Source organism: Citricoccus sp. (assembly GCF_035445025.1).
Lineage (GTDB): Bacteria > Actinomycetota > Actinomycetes > Actinomycetales > Micrococcaceae > Citricoccus.
The window spans coordinates 1-16,696 of sequence record NZ_DAOMPX010000049.1 but is presented as its reverse complement, the minus strand read 5'-3'; the positions used below and the strand labels follow the sequence as shown (position 1 = coordinate 16,696).

14 protein-coding genes are annotated in these 16,696 nt (G+C 70.8%); 3 read left to right on the top strand and 11 right to left on the bottom strand.

Annotated elements, in window-relative coordinates; genetic code table 11:
• The 11 genes from PLJ28_RS12715 to PLJ28_RS12665 form a co-directional block, all read right to left on the bottom strand.
• Positions 1-1,560 carry an aldehyde dehydrogenase family protein gene (locus PLJ28_RS12715; protein ID WP_183529837.1) on the bottom strand — a complete coding sequence of 520 codons (1,560 nt, stop codon included), beginning with the start codon at positions 1,558-1,560 and terminating at the stop codon, positions 1-3.
• Positions 1,557-2,330: an HD domain-containing protein gene (locus tag PLJ28_RS12710; protein WP_324590200.1), complete on the bottom strand. Its 774-nt coding sequence runs from the start codon at positions 2,328-2,330 to the stop codon at positions 1,557-1,559. Before PLJ28_RS12710 ends, PLJ28_RS12715 begins: the two co-directional genes overlap by 4 nt.
• Entirely contained in the window at positions 2,327-3,649 is a 1,323-nt protein-coding gene (locus PLJ28_RS12705; protein ID WP_324590199.1) for an NAD(P)/FAD-dependent oxidoreductase, read from the bottom strand. The genes PLJ28_RS12710 and PLJ28_RS12705 overlap by 4 nt, the downstream gene beginning before the upstream one ends.
• Before the next feature lie 44 nt (positions 3,650-3,693).
• Positions 3,694-4,014, bottom strand: a complete 321-nt coding sequence (locus PLJ28_RS12700; RefSeq protein ID WP_010144944.1) for a 2Fe-2S iron-sulfur cluster-binding protein — start codon at positions 4,012-4,014, stop codon at positions 3,694-3,696.
• An 8-nt stretch (positions 4,015-4,022) separates the two neighbouring features.
• Positions 4,023-4,823, bottom strand: a complete 801-nt coding sequence (locus PLJ28_RS12695; RefSeq protein WP_324590198.1) for an SDR family NAD(P)-dependent oxidoreductase — start codon at positions 4,821-4,823, stop codon at positions 4,023-4,025.
• Positions 4,816-6,741, bottom strand: a complete 1,926-nt coding sequence (locus tag PLJ28_RS12690) for a PEP-utilizing enzyme (protein WP_010144946.1) — start codon at positions 6,739-6,741, stop codon at positions 4,816-4,818. The genes PLJ28_RS12695 and PLJ28_RS12690 overlap by 8 nt, the downstream gene beginning before the upstream one ends.
• Before the next feature lie 58 nt (positions 6,742-6,799).
• Positions 6,800-7,903, bottom strand: coding sequence for a PEP/pyruvate-binding domain-containing protein (locus PLJ28_RS12685; protein WP_324590197.1), 1,104 nt, complete (start codon positions 7,901-7,903; stop codon positions 6,800-6,802).
• Positions 7,904-7,920: 17 nt separating this feature from the next.
• Complete coding sequence (locus PLJ28_RS12680; RefSeq protein ID WP_183529825.1) at positions 7,921-9,255, bottom strand: cytochrome P450; 1,335 nt, start codon at positions 9,253-9,255, stop codon at positions 7,921-7,923.
• 355 nt (positions 9,256-9,610) lie between these two features.
• Positions 9,611-10,408, bottom strand: coding sequence for an IclR family transcriptional regulator (locus PLJ28_RS12675; protein WP_183529823.1), 798 nt, complete (start codon positions 10,406-10,408; stop codon positions 9,611-9,613).
• Positions 10,409-10,544: 136 nt separating this feature from the next.
• The gene (locus tag PLJ28_RS12670) at positions 10,545-11,339 is read right to left on the bottom strand and encodes a PIG-L deacetylase family protein (protein ID WP_324590196.1); all 795 of its coding nucleotides are present in this window, start codon (positions 11,337-11,339) and stop codon (positions 10,545-10,547) included.
• Positions 11,336-12,895, bottom strand: coding sequence for a TIGR01777 family oxidoreductase (locus PLJ28_RS12665; RefSeq protein ID WP_183529821.1), 1,560 nt, complete (start codon positions 12,893-12,895; stop codon positions 11,336-11,338). Before PLJ28_RS12665 ends, PLJ28_RS12670 begins: the two co-directional genes overlap by 4 nt.
• A 39-nt stretch (positions 12,896-12,934) precedes the next feature.
• Here PLJ28_RS12665 and PLJ28_RS12660 point away from each other — a divergent pair, with 39 nt between their 5' ends.
• The 3 genes from PLJ28_RS12660 to PLJ28_RS12650 all read left to right on the top strand — a co-directional run bounded on the left by PLJ28_RS12660 (position 12,935) and on the right by PLJ28_RS12650 (position 16,451).
• A complete protein-coding gene (locus PLJ28_RS12660; RefSeq protein ID WP_183529819.1) occupies positions 12,935-14,086 on the top strand; it encodes an MFS transporter in 1,152 nt (383 codons plus the stop codon).
• A 210-nt stretch (positions 14,087-14,296) separates the two neighbouring features.
• Positions 14,297-15,400, top strand: a complete 1,104-nt coding sequence (locus tag PLJ28_RS12655; protein ID WP_183530062.1) for a type I restriction endonuclease — start codon at positions 14,297-14,299, stop codon at positions 15,398-15,400.
• A 139-nt stretch (positions 15,401-15,539) separates the two neighbouring features.
• Complete coding sequence (locus tag PLJ28_RS12650; protein WP_298045907.1) at positions 15,540-16,451, top strand: SDR family oxidoreductase; 912 nt, start codon at positions 15,540-15,542, stop codon at positions 16,449-16,451.
• Positions 16,452-16,696 lie beyond the last annotated feature (245 nt).

The window sequence follows — 16,696 nt, the reverse complement described above, 5'->3', positions numbered from 1 at the left end:
TCAGCGGGCCCGGCGGTGGATGGACTTGTAGCTCAGGTAGGCGCTGAGCCCCTCGAGCCCGTACTCCACGCCCATGCCGGAGTCATGCCGGCCCCCGAACGGCGCGGAGTGGTTGGACCCGAAGAAGTTGATCCCCACGGACCCGGAGTCCACCCGGCGGGCCACCTCCAGGGCCCGCTCCTCGTCGGCGCCGAACACGATCCCGCCCAGGCCGAACTCGGTGTTGTTGGCCAGCTCGACGGCCTCGTCGGCGGACCAGTCACCGGAACCGCCGGCGTCGTCGTACCTCAGCACCGAGATCACGGGACCGAAGATCTCCTCCCGCGAGATCCGCATGTCCGCGGTGACGTCCGCGAACACCGTGGGCTGGACGAACACGCCCTCCTCCAGCCCGGCCCCGAGCGATCCGCCCGGCACCGCGGCACCGCCGGTCACCGCGCGGGCACCCTCGGCGTGGGCGGAGTCCACGTACTCCATGACCGTCTCGTACTGCGAGCGGGTGGCCACCGGCCCGAACACGGTGGCCTCGTCCAGGGGATCCCCCTGACGGCCTGCCGCGATCGTCTCGCCGACCATCCGCACGACCTCCTCGTACCGGGAGGCCGGGGCGATGATGCGGGTGGAGATGTAGCAGGTCTGGCCGGTGTTGCGCATGCAGGAGCGCACCAGCACGGCGGACATGGCGTCCAGGTCGGCGTCCGGCAGCACGATCGCCGAGGACTTCCCGCCCAGTTCCAGGGTCACCGGGCGGAGCAGCTCGCCGCACGCCGCGGCGATCTTCCGGCCCACCGGGGTGGACCCGGTGAACGCGACCTTGTCCACGCCCGGGTGGCGCACCAGGGCGTCCCCGAACCGTCCCGGACCGGTCAGCAGGTTCACGACGCCGGCCGGCACCCCTGCGGCCTGCACCGCGTCGATGACGAAGCGCAGGGAAAGCGGCGTGGGGGAGGCCGGCTTGATGACCACGGTGCAGCCGGCCAGCAGGGCCGGAGCCAGCTTGATGACCACCAGGTTGATGGGGAAGTTCCACGGGGCGATCAGCGCGCACACCCCCACCGGGTCCTTGTCCACCACGGACTCCGCGCCGCCGGCGGGGAAGGGCCGGACGTCGTCGTGGTCCAGCCAGTCCGCGAGGGTGGCGAAATAGCGGAAGATGCCCGCCGCGTTGGCCGCGGCGCCGCGGGTCTCGGAGATCGGCGAGCCGTTCTCCCGGGTGTTGGTCAGGGCCAGCGGCTCGGCGCGGGCCTCGATCTCCTCCGCGATCCGCACCAGGTACCGCGCGCGCTCGGCGGCGCTCAGCGCCCCCCAGCCGGACAGCGCCGCCCGGGCGGACCCGACGGCGGCGTCCAGCTCCGCGCCGGTGGCCGCCGGGACCGAGCCCCAGACCTCACCGGTCGCCGGGTCGGTGACCGGGGTGCGCTCCGGGGCGGCGGCGGGGACGTAGGCGCCGTTGATGAAGAAGTCGTCCACGTGCGTGTACGGCAACTCCAGGGCGGCGCGGCGGGCCTTGGCGTCGGTCGCGGCGCGGGGACGGGCGGGGACGTCGGCAGTCGTGCTCATCGCAGCACCTCCGTGCGCAGCAGGCCGCGGGTGCGGGCCAGGTCGGTGCTGGCCATCTGCACGGCCGCCCCGGTGATCAGTTCGGGCAGGATCTCCCGGTCGAGCCGGTCGGTGTAGGTGGCCGGGTTCATCCCGAACCACGAGGAGGACACGCACACCCCGGTGATGTCGAAGCGCCACAACCGGTCGGCGTCGCGCACCAGCGCGTCCTCGAGGGAGAAGGCGACCTGGCGGGTGTCATGGCCGTCGATGATCTCGCAGACCCGATCCACGAACTCCGCGCCGTAGCCGAGCCCGGGCAGGACGCGGCGGGCCACGTCACAGCCCCTGGCCTCGTGCTCGTAGCGGATGGCGGCCTTGCGCCAGTCCCCCTGGAAGCCCTCGGAGATGATCCGGGACTCGTCCACGTGGGCCCAGCCGGTGTCGTGCAGGATGATCGTGGCCAGCACGAGCTCGCGGTCGGCCTGCGGGTAGGCGTCGCACAGTCGCTGGGCGTAGGCGGTGGAGGTCGGCAGGTGGATGTCGTTGGACCGGGTCCGGGACTCCGGTTCGATCGCCGCCCACAGCGCCTCCAGGCCCACGGCCGGGGAGGTGGAGATGGGCGCCGTGTCCACCGGTCCGGTGGCGGGGATGGGGCGCTCGGGGTAGGCCTCGGTGAAGGCCACGGCGCGCGGGTCCCGGGCGTGCTGGCCGGGATCGGCCGCCTCCCAGGCGGGGTGGTCCTGCCGGGACTGGCCGGCCCGCGCGGCCCGCTGGTCGGTGGGGTTCATGCGGAGACCTCCTGGACGTTCCGGTCCACCACGAGGGACTTGAGCGGGACGGCGGGGTCCGCGGCGGCCCCGGCGGGGATGTTCTGTCCCTTGCCGAGGGCGCTGCGCACGGCCATGAAGTCCAGCGGGGCGTTGACGCAGTCGGCGGCGATGACCTGGCCGTCGCGGTAGTACAGCACCGAGAACTTGCCCTTGGCGTCGTCCCGCCGCACCACGGTGGAGTCGTAGCCGAGGGTGAGCCCGGCGATCTGCAGCTTCAGGTCGGCCTGGTTGGACCAGAACCACGGGATGCCCGCGTACTCCTCCCGGCGCCCGGTGAGGGAGTAGGCGGCGATCTTGGCGTGCTCGATCGCGTTGTTCACGCTCTCCAGCCGGATCCGCTCGCCTTCGGGGGCGCCGGGCAGCGGATTCGGCATGTTGGCCACGTCCCCGACGGCCACAGTGGTCCCGTCCGAGGCGACCGCGTGGCGGTCCACCACGATCCCGTTGTCCACCGCCAGGCCCATCTGCTCGGCCAGCTCGGTGTTCGGGACGACGCCGATGCCCACGAGCACCAGCTGGGCGTCCACCACCGTGCCGTCCTCCAGCTCCACGCCGGCGACCGTCCCGGCGCGCTCACCGGTGCCCTCCACGAAGCGCGTCATGCGGGCGCCCAGCCGGATGTCGATGCCGCGGCCCCGGTGGGCCTGCAGGAAGTACTCGGAGGTGTCCTCGCCCACGGCCCGGCCGACCAGGCGGGGGCCGTACTCCATCACGGTGACGTTCTTGCCCATCCCGTGCAGGGAACAGGCCGCCTCCAGCCCGATGAACCCGCCGCCGACCACCACGGCGTCCTGGACGTCGCCCAGCCGGGCCTTGAGCTCCAGGGCGTCGTCGGCGCTGCGCAGGTAGACCACGCCGTCCAGCTCCGCGCCCTCGATCTCCAGTCGCCGGGCCCGGGCGCCGACGGCCAGGGCGAGGCGGCGGAACGGATGGCGGGTGCCGTCGGCGGCGACGGCCACTCCGGCACCGTCCTGGGTACCGTCTGCAGCGGTGCTCTTCTCGATCCGCTCGATCCGGGCGCCCTTGACGAGCTCGATGTCGTGCTCGTCCCAGTACTCCTGGGACCGGAAGATCAGGTTCTCCTTGTCGACCTTGTCCTGCAGGAACTCCTTGGACAGGGCGGGGCGCTGGTAGGGGCGGTGGTCCTCCTCGCCCAGCAGGGTGATGTGCTCGTCGAAGCCGGTGCCGCGCAGGGAGATGGCCAGCTGGACGCCGGCCTGGCTGGCGCCGATGATCAGCAGGCCCGTCTCGGCCCGCTCGGTGGTGGGGGTGTTCATGGGAACTCCTGGATCGGGTCCCGGCGCGGTGCCGGGGCGCTCGGTCAGACCTGGGTCTCGGGGGTGGTCACGTGCAGGTCCATGCCCTCGGTGACCTTGATCTGGCAGGACAGGCGCGAGTTGTCCCGGCGGTCCTCGGTGGTGCCGTAGAGCATCTCGTCCTCCATCTCGCTCATCTCGGGCAACTGCTCCACCTCGTCCTCACGGACGAAGACGTGGCACGTCGCGCAGGACAGGGAGCCGCCGCACTCGGCGACGATGCCCGGCACGCCGTTGCGCACGGCGGTCTCCATGACGGAGTCGCCCACGTTGGCGTTGATGTCGATGGTCGAGCCTGCGGCGTCGGTGTAGTGGATGGTCGGCATGATTCCTCCTAGATGAACTGGCGGCCGCCGTCGACGACCATGGTCTGGCCGGTGATGTACCCGGCCTCGGGCGAGGCCAGGAACAGGGCGGCGCCCACGATGTCCTCGGGCCGGGAGGCCCGCTTGATGGACCCGCGGTCCACCCCGTAGGTCTCGGCGTCCTCCATCAGCCCGTAGCTGGCCTCGGTCAGGGTGAAGCCGGGGGCGATGGCGTTGACGGTGATCTCCCGGGCGCCGAGCTCCTTGGCGAGGACCCGGGTCAGGGCCACCACGCCGCCCTTGGAGGCCACGTAGTGGGCCCAGTGGGCGGAGCCGGAGTAGACGGTGGCGCTGGAGAGGTTCACCACGCGGGCACCGGTGGACAGGTACGGGCTCACGGCCCGGGTCATCATCCACGGCCCCTTGAGGTTCACCCCCATCACCAGGTCCCACTCCGCGGGGTCGATCTCCTCGAAGGGCGAGCGGGTGACGGTCGCGTAGATGGCCGCGTTGTTGACCACGACGTCGATGCTCCCGTCCCCGAACTGCGCCACCTGCCGCGCCAGGGAGGTCACGGAGTCCAGGTCCGTGACGTCCACCTGGAAGGCGGCCGCCGTGGCCCCCGACTCCTCCAGGGACCGCACGGTGGCGGTGGCGCCGTCGAGGTTGATGTCGGCGACGGCGACCCGGTCACCCCGGGCGGCGAAGCCCTCGGCGAACGCCCGGCCCAGGCCCCCGGCGGCGCCGGTGACGAGCACCGTGCGCGGCCGGCCGGCCGGCGTCGGGGGCTGCGGGGCCTCCGGCTGGGACTCGGGACGGACCTCAGACATGGGCCGGCTCTCCCGCGGCCGCCGTCTCGGGGGTGCCGTGCGGGTGCTGGTGGCTGTGGGCGCCGGGGCCGGCGACCTGCGGGGCGGCGTTGGGGCCGTCCAGGATGGTCACGGTGCCCTTGGTGCCGTCCACACGCAACCGCTGGCCGGTGACGATGGAGGTCGAGGCGCTGCCGGTGCCGGTGACGGCGGGCAGGGCGTACTCGCGGCAGACGATCGCGGCGTGGCTCATCATCCCGCCGATGTCCGTGACGGTGGCCTTGATCTTGCCGAAGACCGGTCCCCAGGACGGGGCCGTGACCGGGGCGACCAGGATCTCGTCCTGCTGGATCTGGGCCAGGTCGTCGGAGTCCATGATCACGCGGGCCACGCCCTCCACCACGCCGGGGGAGGCGGCCATGCCCTTGAGCACGCCCTCGGTGCCCTCCTCCCCGGCGCCGAGCCAGGACTCGACCTGCTCGGTGGTGATGCCCCACAGCATGCGGGTGAACGGCTCGGTGATCGAGGCCGGCGGGGTGTTCAGGGCGGCGGCCGGGCGGGCGGTCTTCAGGGCCGCGACCAGGGCCGTGCGCTCGGCGATGATCTCGGGCCAGTAGTCCGGGCCGACCGGTCCGGAGGGGGCGCCGACGCCCCAGCCGGTGGCCAGGTCGAAGAGCACGTCCCGGACCTCGTTGCGGCGCAGGTACAGCAGGTCGTCCTCGTGCTCCCAGAAGCCGTAGCCGTGCAGGGTGCGGGAGAGCTCGCGGACCTTGCGCCAGAACACGCCCATGGTCCAGTGCTCGATGTAGAAGTTGTGGTTCTCCACGTAGGGGTAGGCGGTCGCGGCCAGGGAGCGCTTGGCGTCGAAGGCGGCCAGCTGGTCGCCGTCGAGCAGCTCGCGGTACTCCTCGACGATCCGGTCCTTCTCCGCGACGAGTTCGGCGGTGGGGCGCATGATCGTCTGGCCCTCGTCCAGGCGGCGGATGTAGTCCGCGATGTAGCCCAGCGGGATGTCCAGGTGCTCGTTCCAGTACTTGTCGTGCCCGTAGAAGCCGTTGCCCACGGTGAAGTTGAACCACGGGTCCTGGGCCTCGGCCCAGCGGTCCAGCCACCGCTGCCCGCCGTCCGCGGCGCCGATGGCACCGAGGGTGGCCTCGACGTCGTCGGGGCGGGCGAAGTGGGACTGCAGGCCGAGCTCGACGGCCAGGGTGGCCAGCGCCTTGAGCTCGTCGTCCGGACGGAACAGCTCCATGTCCACGCCCTGGACCATGGTCGCGATGGACTGGTCCGGGATGTCCGGAAAGACCTCCTTGCAGTAGTTGAAGAAGTCCAGGTAGGCGATGTAGCCCAGGTTCAGGAACTCGAAGTGGTACTGCCAGTTCTGGTAGGCCAGCTGGATCAGACGGTCGTAGTTCTCCAGCAGCACCTCGGTGCCGTCCTTGGCCTTGCCGGAGGTGATGTCCTCCATGGAGACCATGTCCGGCAGGGGCTTGAACTCGAGGGTCTCCATCTCGTCGATGGTCCCGCGGACCTTCCTCTTCCACTGCTCCAGCAGGGTGTCCCAGTTCTGGAAGTAGTGGCCCACGCGGGCCTGGAACTCGGGCACGCGCGCGGCGATCTCCTGCTCCGGGACCGGGATGGGGGACATGTACAGGTAGCCCAGGTGCACGCGGAACTCGATGCCGTTGGCGTTGGGGATCATCAGGTGCCGGGCGTTGTACTGGCCCAGGCACTTGACCGCGAACTCCCCGCCGATCGTCTCGAAGGGCTTGAACACGGTGGGCCAGTGCTGGGAGTCGCAGAACCAGAACTTGGCGTCGTCCTCGTCCTTCCGCTTCTCCTGGAAGGTCAGGTAATAGGGGTAGAGCTTCTCCCAGCCCTCGGCGCCGGCGGGAACCGGCAGTTCGGAGGGCTTCGGGAAGGACTTCTTGGCAGTCATGGGTCTCTCCAACGTGGGATACCCGGAAGGATCCGGGGCGGGTCGTCAGGTGGGTGGGTTACTTGCCGATGCCGGTGAGCGAGGAGGTGATCGAGCTCAGGTCGAAGCCACCGGGGGCCGCGGGCGTGGCCGGGGTCGGCTGGGCCGCGGCCTGGCCGGCGGTGCCCTTGCCGTTGGAGTGCACGGTCTCCGGGCGGGACTGCAGCAGCAACAGGTTCTCCCCGTCCGGCAGGTCCGCGTCCAGGGCCCACTCGATGTCCTGCGGGCACTTGTAGTGCTTCTCGGCGCGCTTGGCCATCCGGGCGACGGCGGTCAGCTCGGCGTCCGTGAGGCAGCGGATGTCCGCGCGCTCGGCGGGGACCTCGCGCTCCACCAGGGACTGGGAGACCGGGTCCGGGACCAGTTCGGCGTGCTTGTCGCCCACGTGCTCGGCGACGACCTGCAGGGTGATCTTGTCCATGAGGATGTTGTCCGGGGTGACCTGGCCGGAGACCACCATCTCCCCGACGCCCCAGGAGGCGTCGATGGTGAGCTTGGACCGGTCGCCGTTGGCGGGGTTCATGGTGATGGCCACCCCGGCCACGCGGGCGTTGACCATCTTCTGCACCACCACGGCCATGGACAGTCCCTCGTTGGGGATGTCGTTCTTCAGCCGGTAGATGATGGCGCGGGAGGTGTACAGCGAGGCCCAGCACTTGCGGATGTGCTCCGTGACCGCCTCCCGGCCCGTCAGCCACAGGTAGGTGTCCTGCTGGCCGGCGAAGGAGGCGTCCGGCAGGTCCTCGGCCGTGGCGGAGGACCGGACGGCCACCGGGACCTCACCGCCGCAGGCGTCCATCAGCGCGGCGTAGGCCTCGACGACGGCCGCACGGGCGGCCTCGGGCACCGGCCGGCTGCACAGGTCCTCGCGGATGGCCGCCGAGACCCGGTCGACCTCGGCGACGTCCTCGGCGTCCAGGCCCTCCAGCAGGGTGTGGACGTGCTCGGTGATGCCGGCCTCGCGGACGAAGGCGTCGAACGAGGCCGTGGTGACCACGAACCCGGGAGGGACCGGCATGCCGGCCGCCGTCATGGAGACCAGCGAGGCACCCTTGCCGCCGAGGGTCTCGAGGGCGGGCTCGCGGCCGTCGTCGAACGACTGGATGTAGGGGTTGAGCGTCATGATGGAGTCCTGGTCGGTCAGGCGGCCCAGGTGACCGGGACGGCCACCGGGACGCGGAAGGAGAGGTTCTCGCGGAATTCGATGTCAGGGCTGCCGGCACCGTCGGCGGCACCGGGATCGTCCAGGCGCAGGCCCGGCAGCAGCTTCACGGCCTCCTCGAGGCAGATCTTGGCCTGCAGCTTGGCGAGCATGTTGCCCAGGCAGTAGTGGATGCCGAAACCGAAGGACAGGTGCTCGCGGGCGTTGGACCGCGTGATGTCGAAGTCCTCGCCGTGCTCGAACCGGGACTCATCCCGGTTGGCCGAGCCCATCAGCAGCAGCAGGCCGTCGCCCTTCTTCACCTGCACCCCGCCCACCTCGGCGTCGGCGAGGGCCTTGCGGCGCCAGCCGACGATCGAGCCGGAGTAGCGCAGCACCTCGTCGATGGCCGCGGGGATCTTCTTCGGGTCCTCGACGAGGGCCTCCCACTGCTCACGGTGCGCCAGCAGCACGCGGAAGCAGTTGGAGATCAGGGTCGTGGTGGTCTCGTGGCCGGCGAAGAGCATGGAGTAGAGCAGCGAGGCGATCTCGTGGTCGGAGATCTCGCCGCCCTCCTGCTGGGTCCGCACCAGGTCCGCGGTGAGGTTGTCCCCGCCGTGGGCGTGTGCCTCGGCCACGAGACGCTGGCACTCCTGCCAGTACTCGACCAGGTTGTGGGCGTGCGGCACCTGCTCCTCGTCCGTCAGGTCCCCCCAGGTCATGGCGGCCCGGGAGTCGCTCCACCGCTTGTAGGTGTCGATCTTGGACACGTCCGCGCCGATCAGCGTCAGGATGGTGATGGTGGGGATCTCGTAGGCCAGGTCCTGCACCATCTCACCGGTGCGGTCCTGGCGGGCGGCGACGGCCTCGAGGCGGGAGACCACGTTGGCGCGGATGTCCGGCTCCAGTGCCTTGTAACGGCGCGGGGTGAACGCCTTCTGGGCGATGGCCCGGATGCGGGTGTGCTCCGGGGGGACGCGGGCGGACAGGCCGGAGTAGGCCGTGAAGCCGCCGTCCTTCATGATCTGGGTGGCCAGCGGGCCGCGCTCGCGGACCGGGGCCTGGGCGTTCTCGGAGGAGAAGGTCTCCCAGTCGTCGAAGACCGCCTTGATGTCGTCGTAGCGGGAGACCACCCAGTAGCCGATCCGCTCGTCGAACATCACCGGCTCCTCCGAGCGCAGCGCCGCGTAGGAGGGGAAGGGGTCCTTCATCTGGAACGGCTGGTAACCGTGGTGGTCGGTGGGCGTCGCTGCGTCGGCGTCCTGCGCGCCCGGTCCGCCGTGACCGAACGGGCACTGCCCCGCCGGTGCTGCGGTGGTTGACTCGGTGGTCATCTCATCTCCTGTCCGTGGCCTCCGGTGGTGGCCCGTCGGTCTGGCCGCGTGCTGTCGAGTTGGCGGCTGCCGCGTGACGGGTGATCCGCATCACGCGACGAGCCTGACTCCATGGTTGCGCCTCGCGGTGTGACGCGGGTCATGGTCGTTCCACTGGGTGGAAACGACTTCGCGTGCGCCGGATCCGGCCTGTGGGGAGGCCGAGGCGTGACGGAGCGGGGGAAGGCGGCGTGGGGAAAGGGCCGGGCGGGAGCGGGCCCGGTGGGAGCGGGCCCGCGGATCGCGCCGGTGGAGCGGGCCGGTCGTGCGGGCCGGTGGAGCGGGCCGGTCGTGCGGGCCGGCGGGTCCGGGGTCCTCAGTCGCGGTGGGCGAGGTGGTGGGACTCGAGCAGGGTCTCCAGGGGGATGTGGGCCGTGGCCCGCTCGATCCGTGCACTGACCGCGCGCAGGGCCGGCAGGTGTTTCTCCATCGTGGCCGACTGCTCCGAGGGGATGACCAGGCCCAGGGCCGCGCCGATCCGGCCGGTGTGGAAGACCGGCACGGCGATCGAGCAGGCGCCCACGCGGATCTCCTCCAGCGTCTGGGCGAAGCCCTGTTCCCGGACCTGGGCGATCTCTGCGGCCAGGCGCCCGGGGTGGACGATGGTCCGGGGGGTCGTGGCCTCCAGGTCCAGGTTGAGGTAGGCCTCGAGCACCCAGGGCTCCTCATAGGCCAGCAGGACCTTGCCGACCGCGGTGGAGTGCATCGGCAGCCGGCCGCCCACGCGGGAGGCGCGGGGCACGCGCTTGGTGCCGTAGACGCGGTCGATGTAGAGCACCTCGCTGCCGTCCCGGATGGCGAGCTGGGAGGTCTCCCCGGTGAGCGAGTAGAGGTCCTGGATGAAGGGGCGGGCGGTCTCTCGCAGCTGGCGCCCCACGTTCTGGGCCAGTTCCCAGATGCGCAGCCCCAGCTGGTAGCGGCCCTGGGGGGTCCGGGAGAGGAACCCCCAGTCGGTGAGCTCACCCACCAGGCGGTGGGCAGTGCTCACGGGCACGTCCGCGAGCGCCGCGATCTCCGTCAGCGCCAGGGAGCGGCGCTCCTTCTCGAAGGCGGTCAGGACGGACAGGACCTTGTCCGTGACGGTGCGGCCGGGGTCGCGATTGCCTCCGGCCATCAGCGGGAGTCCCCGGCGTGCTGGATGCCGCAAGTCATGCCCATGATCCTACGTCGCCGTCATCCCCGGGGCGCCGAGCACCCCGGGCCCCGGACGGCCCCCGTCCTCGTCCTGCCGGTTGGCCGTCCGGCGGCCGTCAGAGCCCGTAGTACCGGAAGGCCGCGGCATACTCGGTGCCGGCCGCCGCACCGCCCGCGCGCAGGATCTCCGGGATCATCTCCTCGGGCCTCGGGTGGTCCGCCACGTGCCGCAGGTACGCCTCGTGGCTGTTCAGGGAGGCGACGGCGGCCTGCACGGCCTCCTCGTCCACGATCACCGCGTGCGTCGGCTGGGCGGGGTTGGCCACCAGTAGCCCGCCGGCGTGCCAGGCGGCCAGGCCCTCGTCCTCGGCCAGCTCGCGGAACACCCAGGGGTTCGCCGCGTCCCGGACGCCGTCCACCACGGCCAGCCCGGCGGCCCGGTGGTCGGCCTGGTTGAACCCGCCGTAGGCCTCGACGTCGAAGTTCGCGGTCACCACCGCGTCGGGCCGCACCTGGCGAACCACCCGGGCGACGTCCCGGCGCAGGGCCAGTCCGTACTCCAGCATCCCGTCTGGATGGCCCAGGATCCGCAGGTCCGTCACGCCCACCGCCGCGCAGGCCGTGCGCTGTTCGATGGCTCGCAGCGGCGCGACGACCTCCGGCGGCTCGGCCATCCCCGCCTCCCCGGCGGTGAGCAGCAGGTAGCAGACCTCGACTCCCCGCCGGGTCCAGGTCGCGACGGCGGAGGAGGTGCCGTACTCCATGTCGTCCGGGTGCGCGACGACGCACAGCACCCGGGACCAGTCCGCGTCGGGCACAGCCGGCAGCGGCGGCGGTACGGCGGGTCCCGTCGTGGGGTCCTTCACATCGTCCAGTTCCTTCCCGTCCTTCCCGCCACCCATCTCGCTCACCGCCCCAGCACGTGACGCAGGGCCGATTCCAGGTCCGGGTGCCGGAACCGGTAACCGTCAGCCCGGGCCTTGTCCGCGCGGGCCTTCTGGTCCGCCTCCACCAGCAGGCGGTTGCCCTCTTCGCCGAGCACCATCCGCGGCGCCACCGGCGGCAGGGGCAGCGCCGACGGGCGGTGCAGGACCCGGCCCAGGGTCTGGGCGAGCTCGCGGGCCCGCACGGGATGCGGCGCCACGCCGTTGACGGGACCGGTGAGGGTGCCGGACAGGGCGGCGTGGGCGAACACCCCCACGATGTCGTCGATCGAGATCCAGCTCTGCCAGGGGTCCCGGTCCGCGCCGCCGAAGGGCCCGCCGGTGCCCATCGGGCCGCCGGCGCCGACCAGGAACAGCGGCAGCACCTGCTGGAGGATGCCACCGGCCGGGGTCTGGACCAGCCCGGTGCGGACCATCACGGTCCGTACTCCCGCCTCTGCCGCCGGGGCGGTGGCCTGCTCCCACTGCTGGCAGACCTCGGCCAGGAAGTCCGTGCCGGCGGGGTCGGTCTCGTCCAGCCCGTCACCGTTCGGCCCGGTGCCCGCCTCGGCCCCGTAATACCCCACCCCGGAGCCGTTGACCAGCGTCCGGGTGCGGCCGTCGTCCGCGAGGTCCGCCAGGGTGCGGGCCAGCAGGCCGGTGGTGTCCAGCCGGGACTGCAGCACCGCGGTGCGGTGGGCCTCGGTCATCCGGCCGCCGATGCTCTCCCCCGAGAGGTTGACCACGACGTCGGCCTGCCGCAGGGCGTCCGGGTCCAGGCTGCCGGCGGCCGGGTCCCAGGAGATGGCCGGCCCCCGGTTCCCGGAGGCGGTGCTGCCGGGCCGCACCAGCGGGATGACCCGGTGGCCACCGCCGGTGAACAGGGCCGTCAACTGGGTGCCGATCAGTCCGCTCGCGCCCGAGACGGCGATGGTCAGGGCCTGACCGCTGCCATGGTGGGCGTGGAAGTCCAGGTCGTCACGCACCTGGGCGTGCCGGTAGGCGAACTGGCGGTCCAGCTCGGCCTCGAAGTGGTCCTGCGTCCAGTGCTCGGTGGAGCGCCCGGCCTGGCCGAGGCGGCCGAACAGGGGGGCCCCGGGCAATTCGTACTCGATGTGGTCCACCATCACGGTGCCGGGAGAGCCGTCGGCGGTGTCCGCCTCACCGGGGGCCGCGTCCTCGAAAGTGTGCGTGTGGACCCAGGAGCGCAGGGGCCCGGAGGCCATCTCGTCGCGGAACATGGTCCCGTCCTCGAAGGCGGTGTGCCGGGCCGTCCACGGCACCTCCGGGGCCAGCCAGGCCGGCAGGCTGACCGGCAGGATGGTGCGCGCGAGGCCGGCCGCGGACTCCAGGCCCAGGCCCAGCGACCCGGGGGCGCCGATGCCCAGCCGGGCCTCGGCGCCGACGTCGATCCCGTCCGGCTCCCGCCGGACCGAACCGGCGAACGGGGGCGTGAGCCGGACCAGGGCGCCGGGGCGGGTGAACCAGGCGAAGACGTCACGGCGGCTGAACGGGAGGTGGACACGACGCTCGAAGACAGGCATGGGGCCAGTCTTGCACTGAGCCCTGCCTACGGTGAGGGCATGAGTGCGCAGAATTCCCTGACCCGAGGATCCCCGGCCCTGCTGGGCCTGATGTGGATCGCGCTGTGGGGGTTCTCGGGGTTCTTCCTCAGCTACTCGACCATGGTGCCGATCAGCGTGGAGCGGGGCCTGTCCTCCGTCACGGGTGGCGCGCTGCTGCTGGTCATGATGCTCAGCGTCATCGCGGTCCAGCCGGCGGCTCCCGCGGTGCAGCGGCGCCTGGGGCCGCAGCGGGCCATCGGTGGGTCATTGCTGCTGATGGCGGCCGGACACGGTGCCGCCGTCCTCGTGCCGGACCCGGCGGCGGGCCTGCTGGCCACGGGGGTGGCCGTCGGCGGCGGGTTCGGGGTCCTCGTGGTCCTGGCGACCGCTGCCGTGCCCGCCGTCACGAGCCCGGAACGGGTCGGCCGGGCACTGGGACGGTTCGGGGCCATGACCGCTGCCGCCGCCGCTGCCGGCGCGCCGTTGGGGCTGTGGCTCAGCGCCCAGGTGCCACCGGAGGCGTTCCGGGGGTTCGCCGCCGCGGCGGTGCTGCTGGCCCTGCCCGCGCTGCGGTTCGTCCCCTCCCGGTCCTCCGTGCCCGGGACGCGGCCGTCCGCGCGGCCCGCCCCGGGGAGGGACCGTGCGTCGGGATCCTTCTGGTCCGCGCTCGCCCCGGTGCTCCTGCCCTTCCTGGTGAGCATGTGCGCCTACGGGCTGGTCATCGCCTTCGGCCCGGGCGGGGGCACCGCCCATCCCGCCCTGTTCATCGCCACCATGCAGGCGTCCGCGGTGGTGAGCCGGTGGGTGGCCGGTGCGCTGACCGACCGGGGGAACCCGGGCACGGTGTACACCGTAGGCATCGTCATGACCGTGCTCGGGCTGGTCACCGTGGCCCTGGTGCCCCCGGGGTGGGCGCTGGCGGCCTGCCTGGTGCTGATGGGGCTGGGCGTGGGGGCGGTGCAGTCCGCCAGCCTGGTGCTGGCCTTCGCCCGGGCCGGCAGTCGCGGCCAGGCCAGCGTCGGGTGGAACATGACCTTCGACAGCGGCCTGGGCCTGGCCGGGCTGTTCGGCGGGCTGGGTTTCACCTTCCTGGGAACGGGGCCGACGTTCGCCGGGGTCGCCGGACTGTTGCTCGCCGCCAGCCTCCCCCTGTGGTCGTCGCGGCGCTGACCGCGAGAGGCTGGGGAATGTCGCGAACGTCCAGGCAGAACTCTTAACCAACCCCTGCTGAGGAAGCCGAACCGGAGACTTTCGCGAAAGCATCACGCTCGCGGGCCATCGGCACTTCGCAGGCTTCGAATATCGCCCTGACGCCCCCCTTGTTTTGTCCACAGAGACATATAGCCTCGGTGTACCAAACACCTTGATGGGGGATCCAGCATGCAGTTTACTGACCGTCTTTTCTCACTAGCGGCCAAACTACAACAGCAGAAAAGTGTCATCGAAACCGAAGAGGCCACGAAGAACGCACTGGTCATGCCGTTCATCTCGTCGATATTGGGCTACGACGTGTTCAACCCTCTTGAGGTGGTGCCAGAGTTCACCGCTGACGTGGGCATCAAGAAGGGCGAGAAGATCGACTACGCGATCGTCCATGACGGTGAAGTGCAGATGCTCATTGAATGCAAGAAGTCTCTCGGTTCCCTGACGCTCGAGCATGCCTCGCAGCTATACAGGTACTTCGCGGTGACCAATGCGCGAATCGCCATTCTCACCAACGGAGAGGCATACCAGTTCTACACGGACTTGGACGCTCCCAACAGAATGGATTCCAAGCCGTTCCTGGTTCTCGATCTCAATGATATTGATGAGGCACTGATTCCGGAGCTTCGCAAACTCTCCAAGGATGAGTTTGACCTCGACTCGGTCGTCAGCGCTGCCGAAGAACTCAAATACATCGGTGCCCTGAAACGCGTGATTGGTGGTTACTTCACGACTCCTGACGAGGAATGGGTGAAGTTCCTCGCCTCAAAGGTGCATGAGGGAGCGATGACACAGAAGGTCCGGGACCAGTTCAGCCCCTTGGTCGCGAAGGCCTGCCGTCAGTATCTGAAGGACCAGGTCAACGACCGTCTCAAGGCCGCGCTGGGAGAGTCCTCACCATCAGCGGCAACCGAGGAGCTCGCCAGCAATGTCACCAGCGGGGAAATCGCCGAGCGCGATCTCATAGATGTCGTCGCAGACGGAATCGAGACCACTGTTGAAGAGCTGGAAGGCTTCCACATCGTGCGCGCCATCGTCTGCAGTGAGGTCGGTCCGGAGCGTATTGTGCACCGTGATGCAAAGTCCTACTTCGCAATTCTGCTGGATGACAACAACCGGAAACCCATAGCCCGCCTCCACTTCAATCGATCTCAGAAGTACCTGGGTATCTTCGACGCACACAAGGCGGAGACCCGCGTTCCGCTCACGAACTTGGTGGACATCTACAACCACGCCGAAGAGCTCCGAGAGAGTGTTCGCGGATATCAGACCGCCTCTTGATCTGATGGTCCTCGGGCTTATCAGTCTCCACGCGAGCGGTCTGGCCATTCCGGTCCAGAGGGCGTCCCCATAGTCTGATCCAAAAGCGACGGCGGTTCTGTTCGTTGCCGTATTCGGGTGAGTTGAGGGGAGCGGTGAGATGACGCAGCACGAGGATCCGCAGGTGGCGCGGCACGCGCAGTCGATGGCCGGGCAGGACGGGACCATGCCGGCACAGCAGCAGGAACCGCCCGGGCTGACCGCCCCCATGGACCCGGTGCCGGACCACGGGGAGTCCAGCTGGGTCGGGCGGGGCCGGCTCGAGGGGCTGAAGGCCCTGATCACGGGCGGTGACTCGGGCATCGGTCGTGCCGTGGCGATCGCCTTCGCGCGGGAGGGTGCCGACGTGGCGATCAACTACCTCCCCGAGGAGGAGGAGGACGCCCAGGACGTGGTCGGCTGGATCGACAAGGCCGGCCGCACGGCGGTGACCGTACCCGGGGACCTGCGGGACGAGCAGGAATGCGGGCGGATCGCCGAGGAGGCGGTCGCGGGACTGGGCGGCCTGAACATCCTGGTCAACAACGCCGGTTACCACTGGGCCCGCGGAGAGCCCGGGATCGAGGGGCTGCGGACCGAGGACCTGGACCGGGCGGTGCGGACCAACCTGTACGGCACCCTGTGGCTGACCCGGGCGTGCGTGCCGCACCTGTCCCACGGGGACTGCATCATCAACACCACCTCGGTACAGGCCTACCAGCCCTCGGAGACGATGATCGACTACGCCGCCACGAAGGCCGCCCTGAACAACGTCACCGCGAACCTCGCCGGCGAGCTCGGGCCGAAGGGCATCCGGGTGAACGCGGTGGCGCCCGGACCGGTCTGGACGCCGTTGCAGCCGGCCACCAAGACCCCCGAGGCCGTCTCCCACATGGGCGCGGACACCCCGCTCGGCAGGATCGGCCAGCCCGCCGAGCTCGCCGGGGCCTACGTGTTCCTGGCGAACCCGGCCGAGGCGAGCTACGTCTCCGGAACGGTGCTGGGTGTGACCGGCGGGCTGCCGGTGTTCTGAGACCCCTCCGGCGGACCGGACCCTCCGGGACGTCTCCACCACCCAGGACATCCCCGACGAACGATCGGCGCCCCACCATGCAGCGGAACGAGCTCGAGGCCCCCATCGCCACCAAGATCCTGCGGCGGCTGAGGACTGCCACGGAGTCCGGCCGGATCACGTGGTCTCCGGTGCAGGACTGCGTCCCCGACCGGGACTGGCTCAGCGGCCGGTTCGCCGTGGCGACGATCGAGGACACCGTCGAA

Excerpts from the sequence above, each read along its gene's own strand:
- PLJ28_RS12715 (WP_183529837.1), bottom strand. The coding sequence starts at position 1,560 with ATGAGCACGACTGCCGACGTCCCCGCCCGTCCCCGCGCCGCGACCGAC.
- PLJ28_RS12710 (WP_324590200.1), bottom strand. The coding sequence starts at position 2,330 with ATGAACCCCACCGACCAGCGGGCCGCGCGGGCCGGCCAGTCCCGGCAG.
- PLJ28_RS12705 (WP_324590199.1), bottom strand. The coding sequence starts at position 3,649 with ATGAACACCCCCACCACCGAGCGGGCCGAGACGGGCCTGCTGATCATC.
- PLJ28_RS12700 (WP_010144944.1), bottom strand. The coding sequence starts at position 4,014 with ATGCCGACCATCCACTACACCGACGCCGCAGGCTCGACCATCGACATC.
- PLJ28_RS12695 (WP_324590198.1), bottom strand. The coding sequence starts at position 4,823 with ATGTCTGAGGTCCGTCCCGAGTCCCAGCCGGAGGCCCCGCAGCCCCCG.
- PLJ28_RS12690 (WP_010144946.1), bottom strand. The coding sequence starts at position 6,741 with ATGACTGCCAAGAAGTCCTTCCCGAAGCCCTCCGAACTGCCGGTTCCC.
- PLJ28_RS12685 (WP_324590197.1), bottom strand. The coding sequence starts at position 7,903 with ATGACGCTCAACCCCTACATCCAGTCGTTCGACGACGGCCGCGAGCCC.
- PLJ28_RS12680 (WP_183529825.1), bottom strand. The coding sequence starts at position 9,255 with ATGACCACCGAGTCAACCACCGCAGCACCGGCGGGGCAGTGCCCGTTC.
- PLJ28_RS12675 (WP_183529823.1), bottom strand. The coding sequence starts at position 10,408 with ATGGCCGGAGGCAATCGCGACCCCGGCCGCACCGTCACGGACAAGGTC.
- PLJ28_RS12665 (WP_183529821.1), bottom strand. The coding sequence starts at position 12,895 with ATGCCTGTCTTCGAGCGTCGTGTCCACCTCCCGTTCAGCCGCCGTGAC.
- PLJ28_RS12660 (WP_183529819.1), top strand. The coding sequence starts at position 12,935 with ATGAGTGCGCAGAATTCCCTGACCCGAGGATCCCCGGCCCTGCTGGGC.
- PLJ28_RS12655 (WP_183530062.1), top strand. The coding sequence starts at position 14,297 with ATGCAGTTTACTGACCGTCTTTTCTCACTAGCGGCCAAACTACAACAG.
- PLJ28_RS12650 (WP_298045907.1), top strand. The coding sequence starts at position 15,540 with ATGACGCAGCACGAGGATCCGCAGGTGGCGCGGCACGCGCAGTCGATG.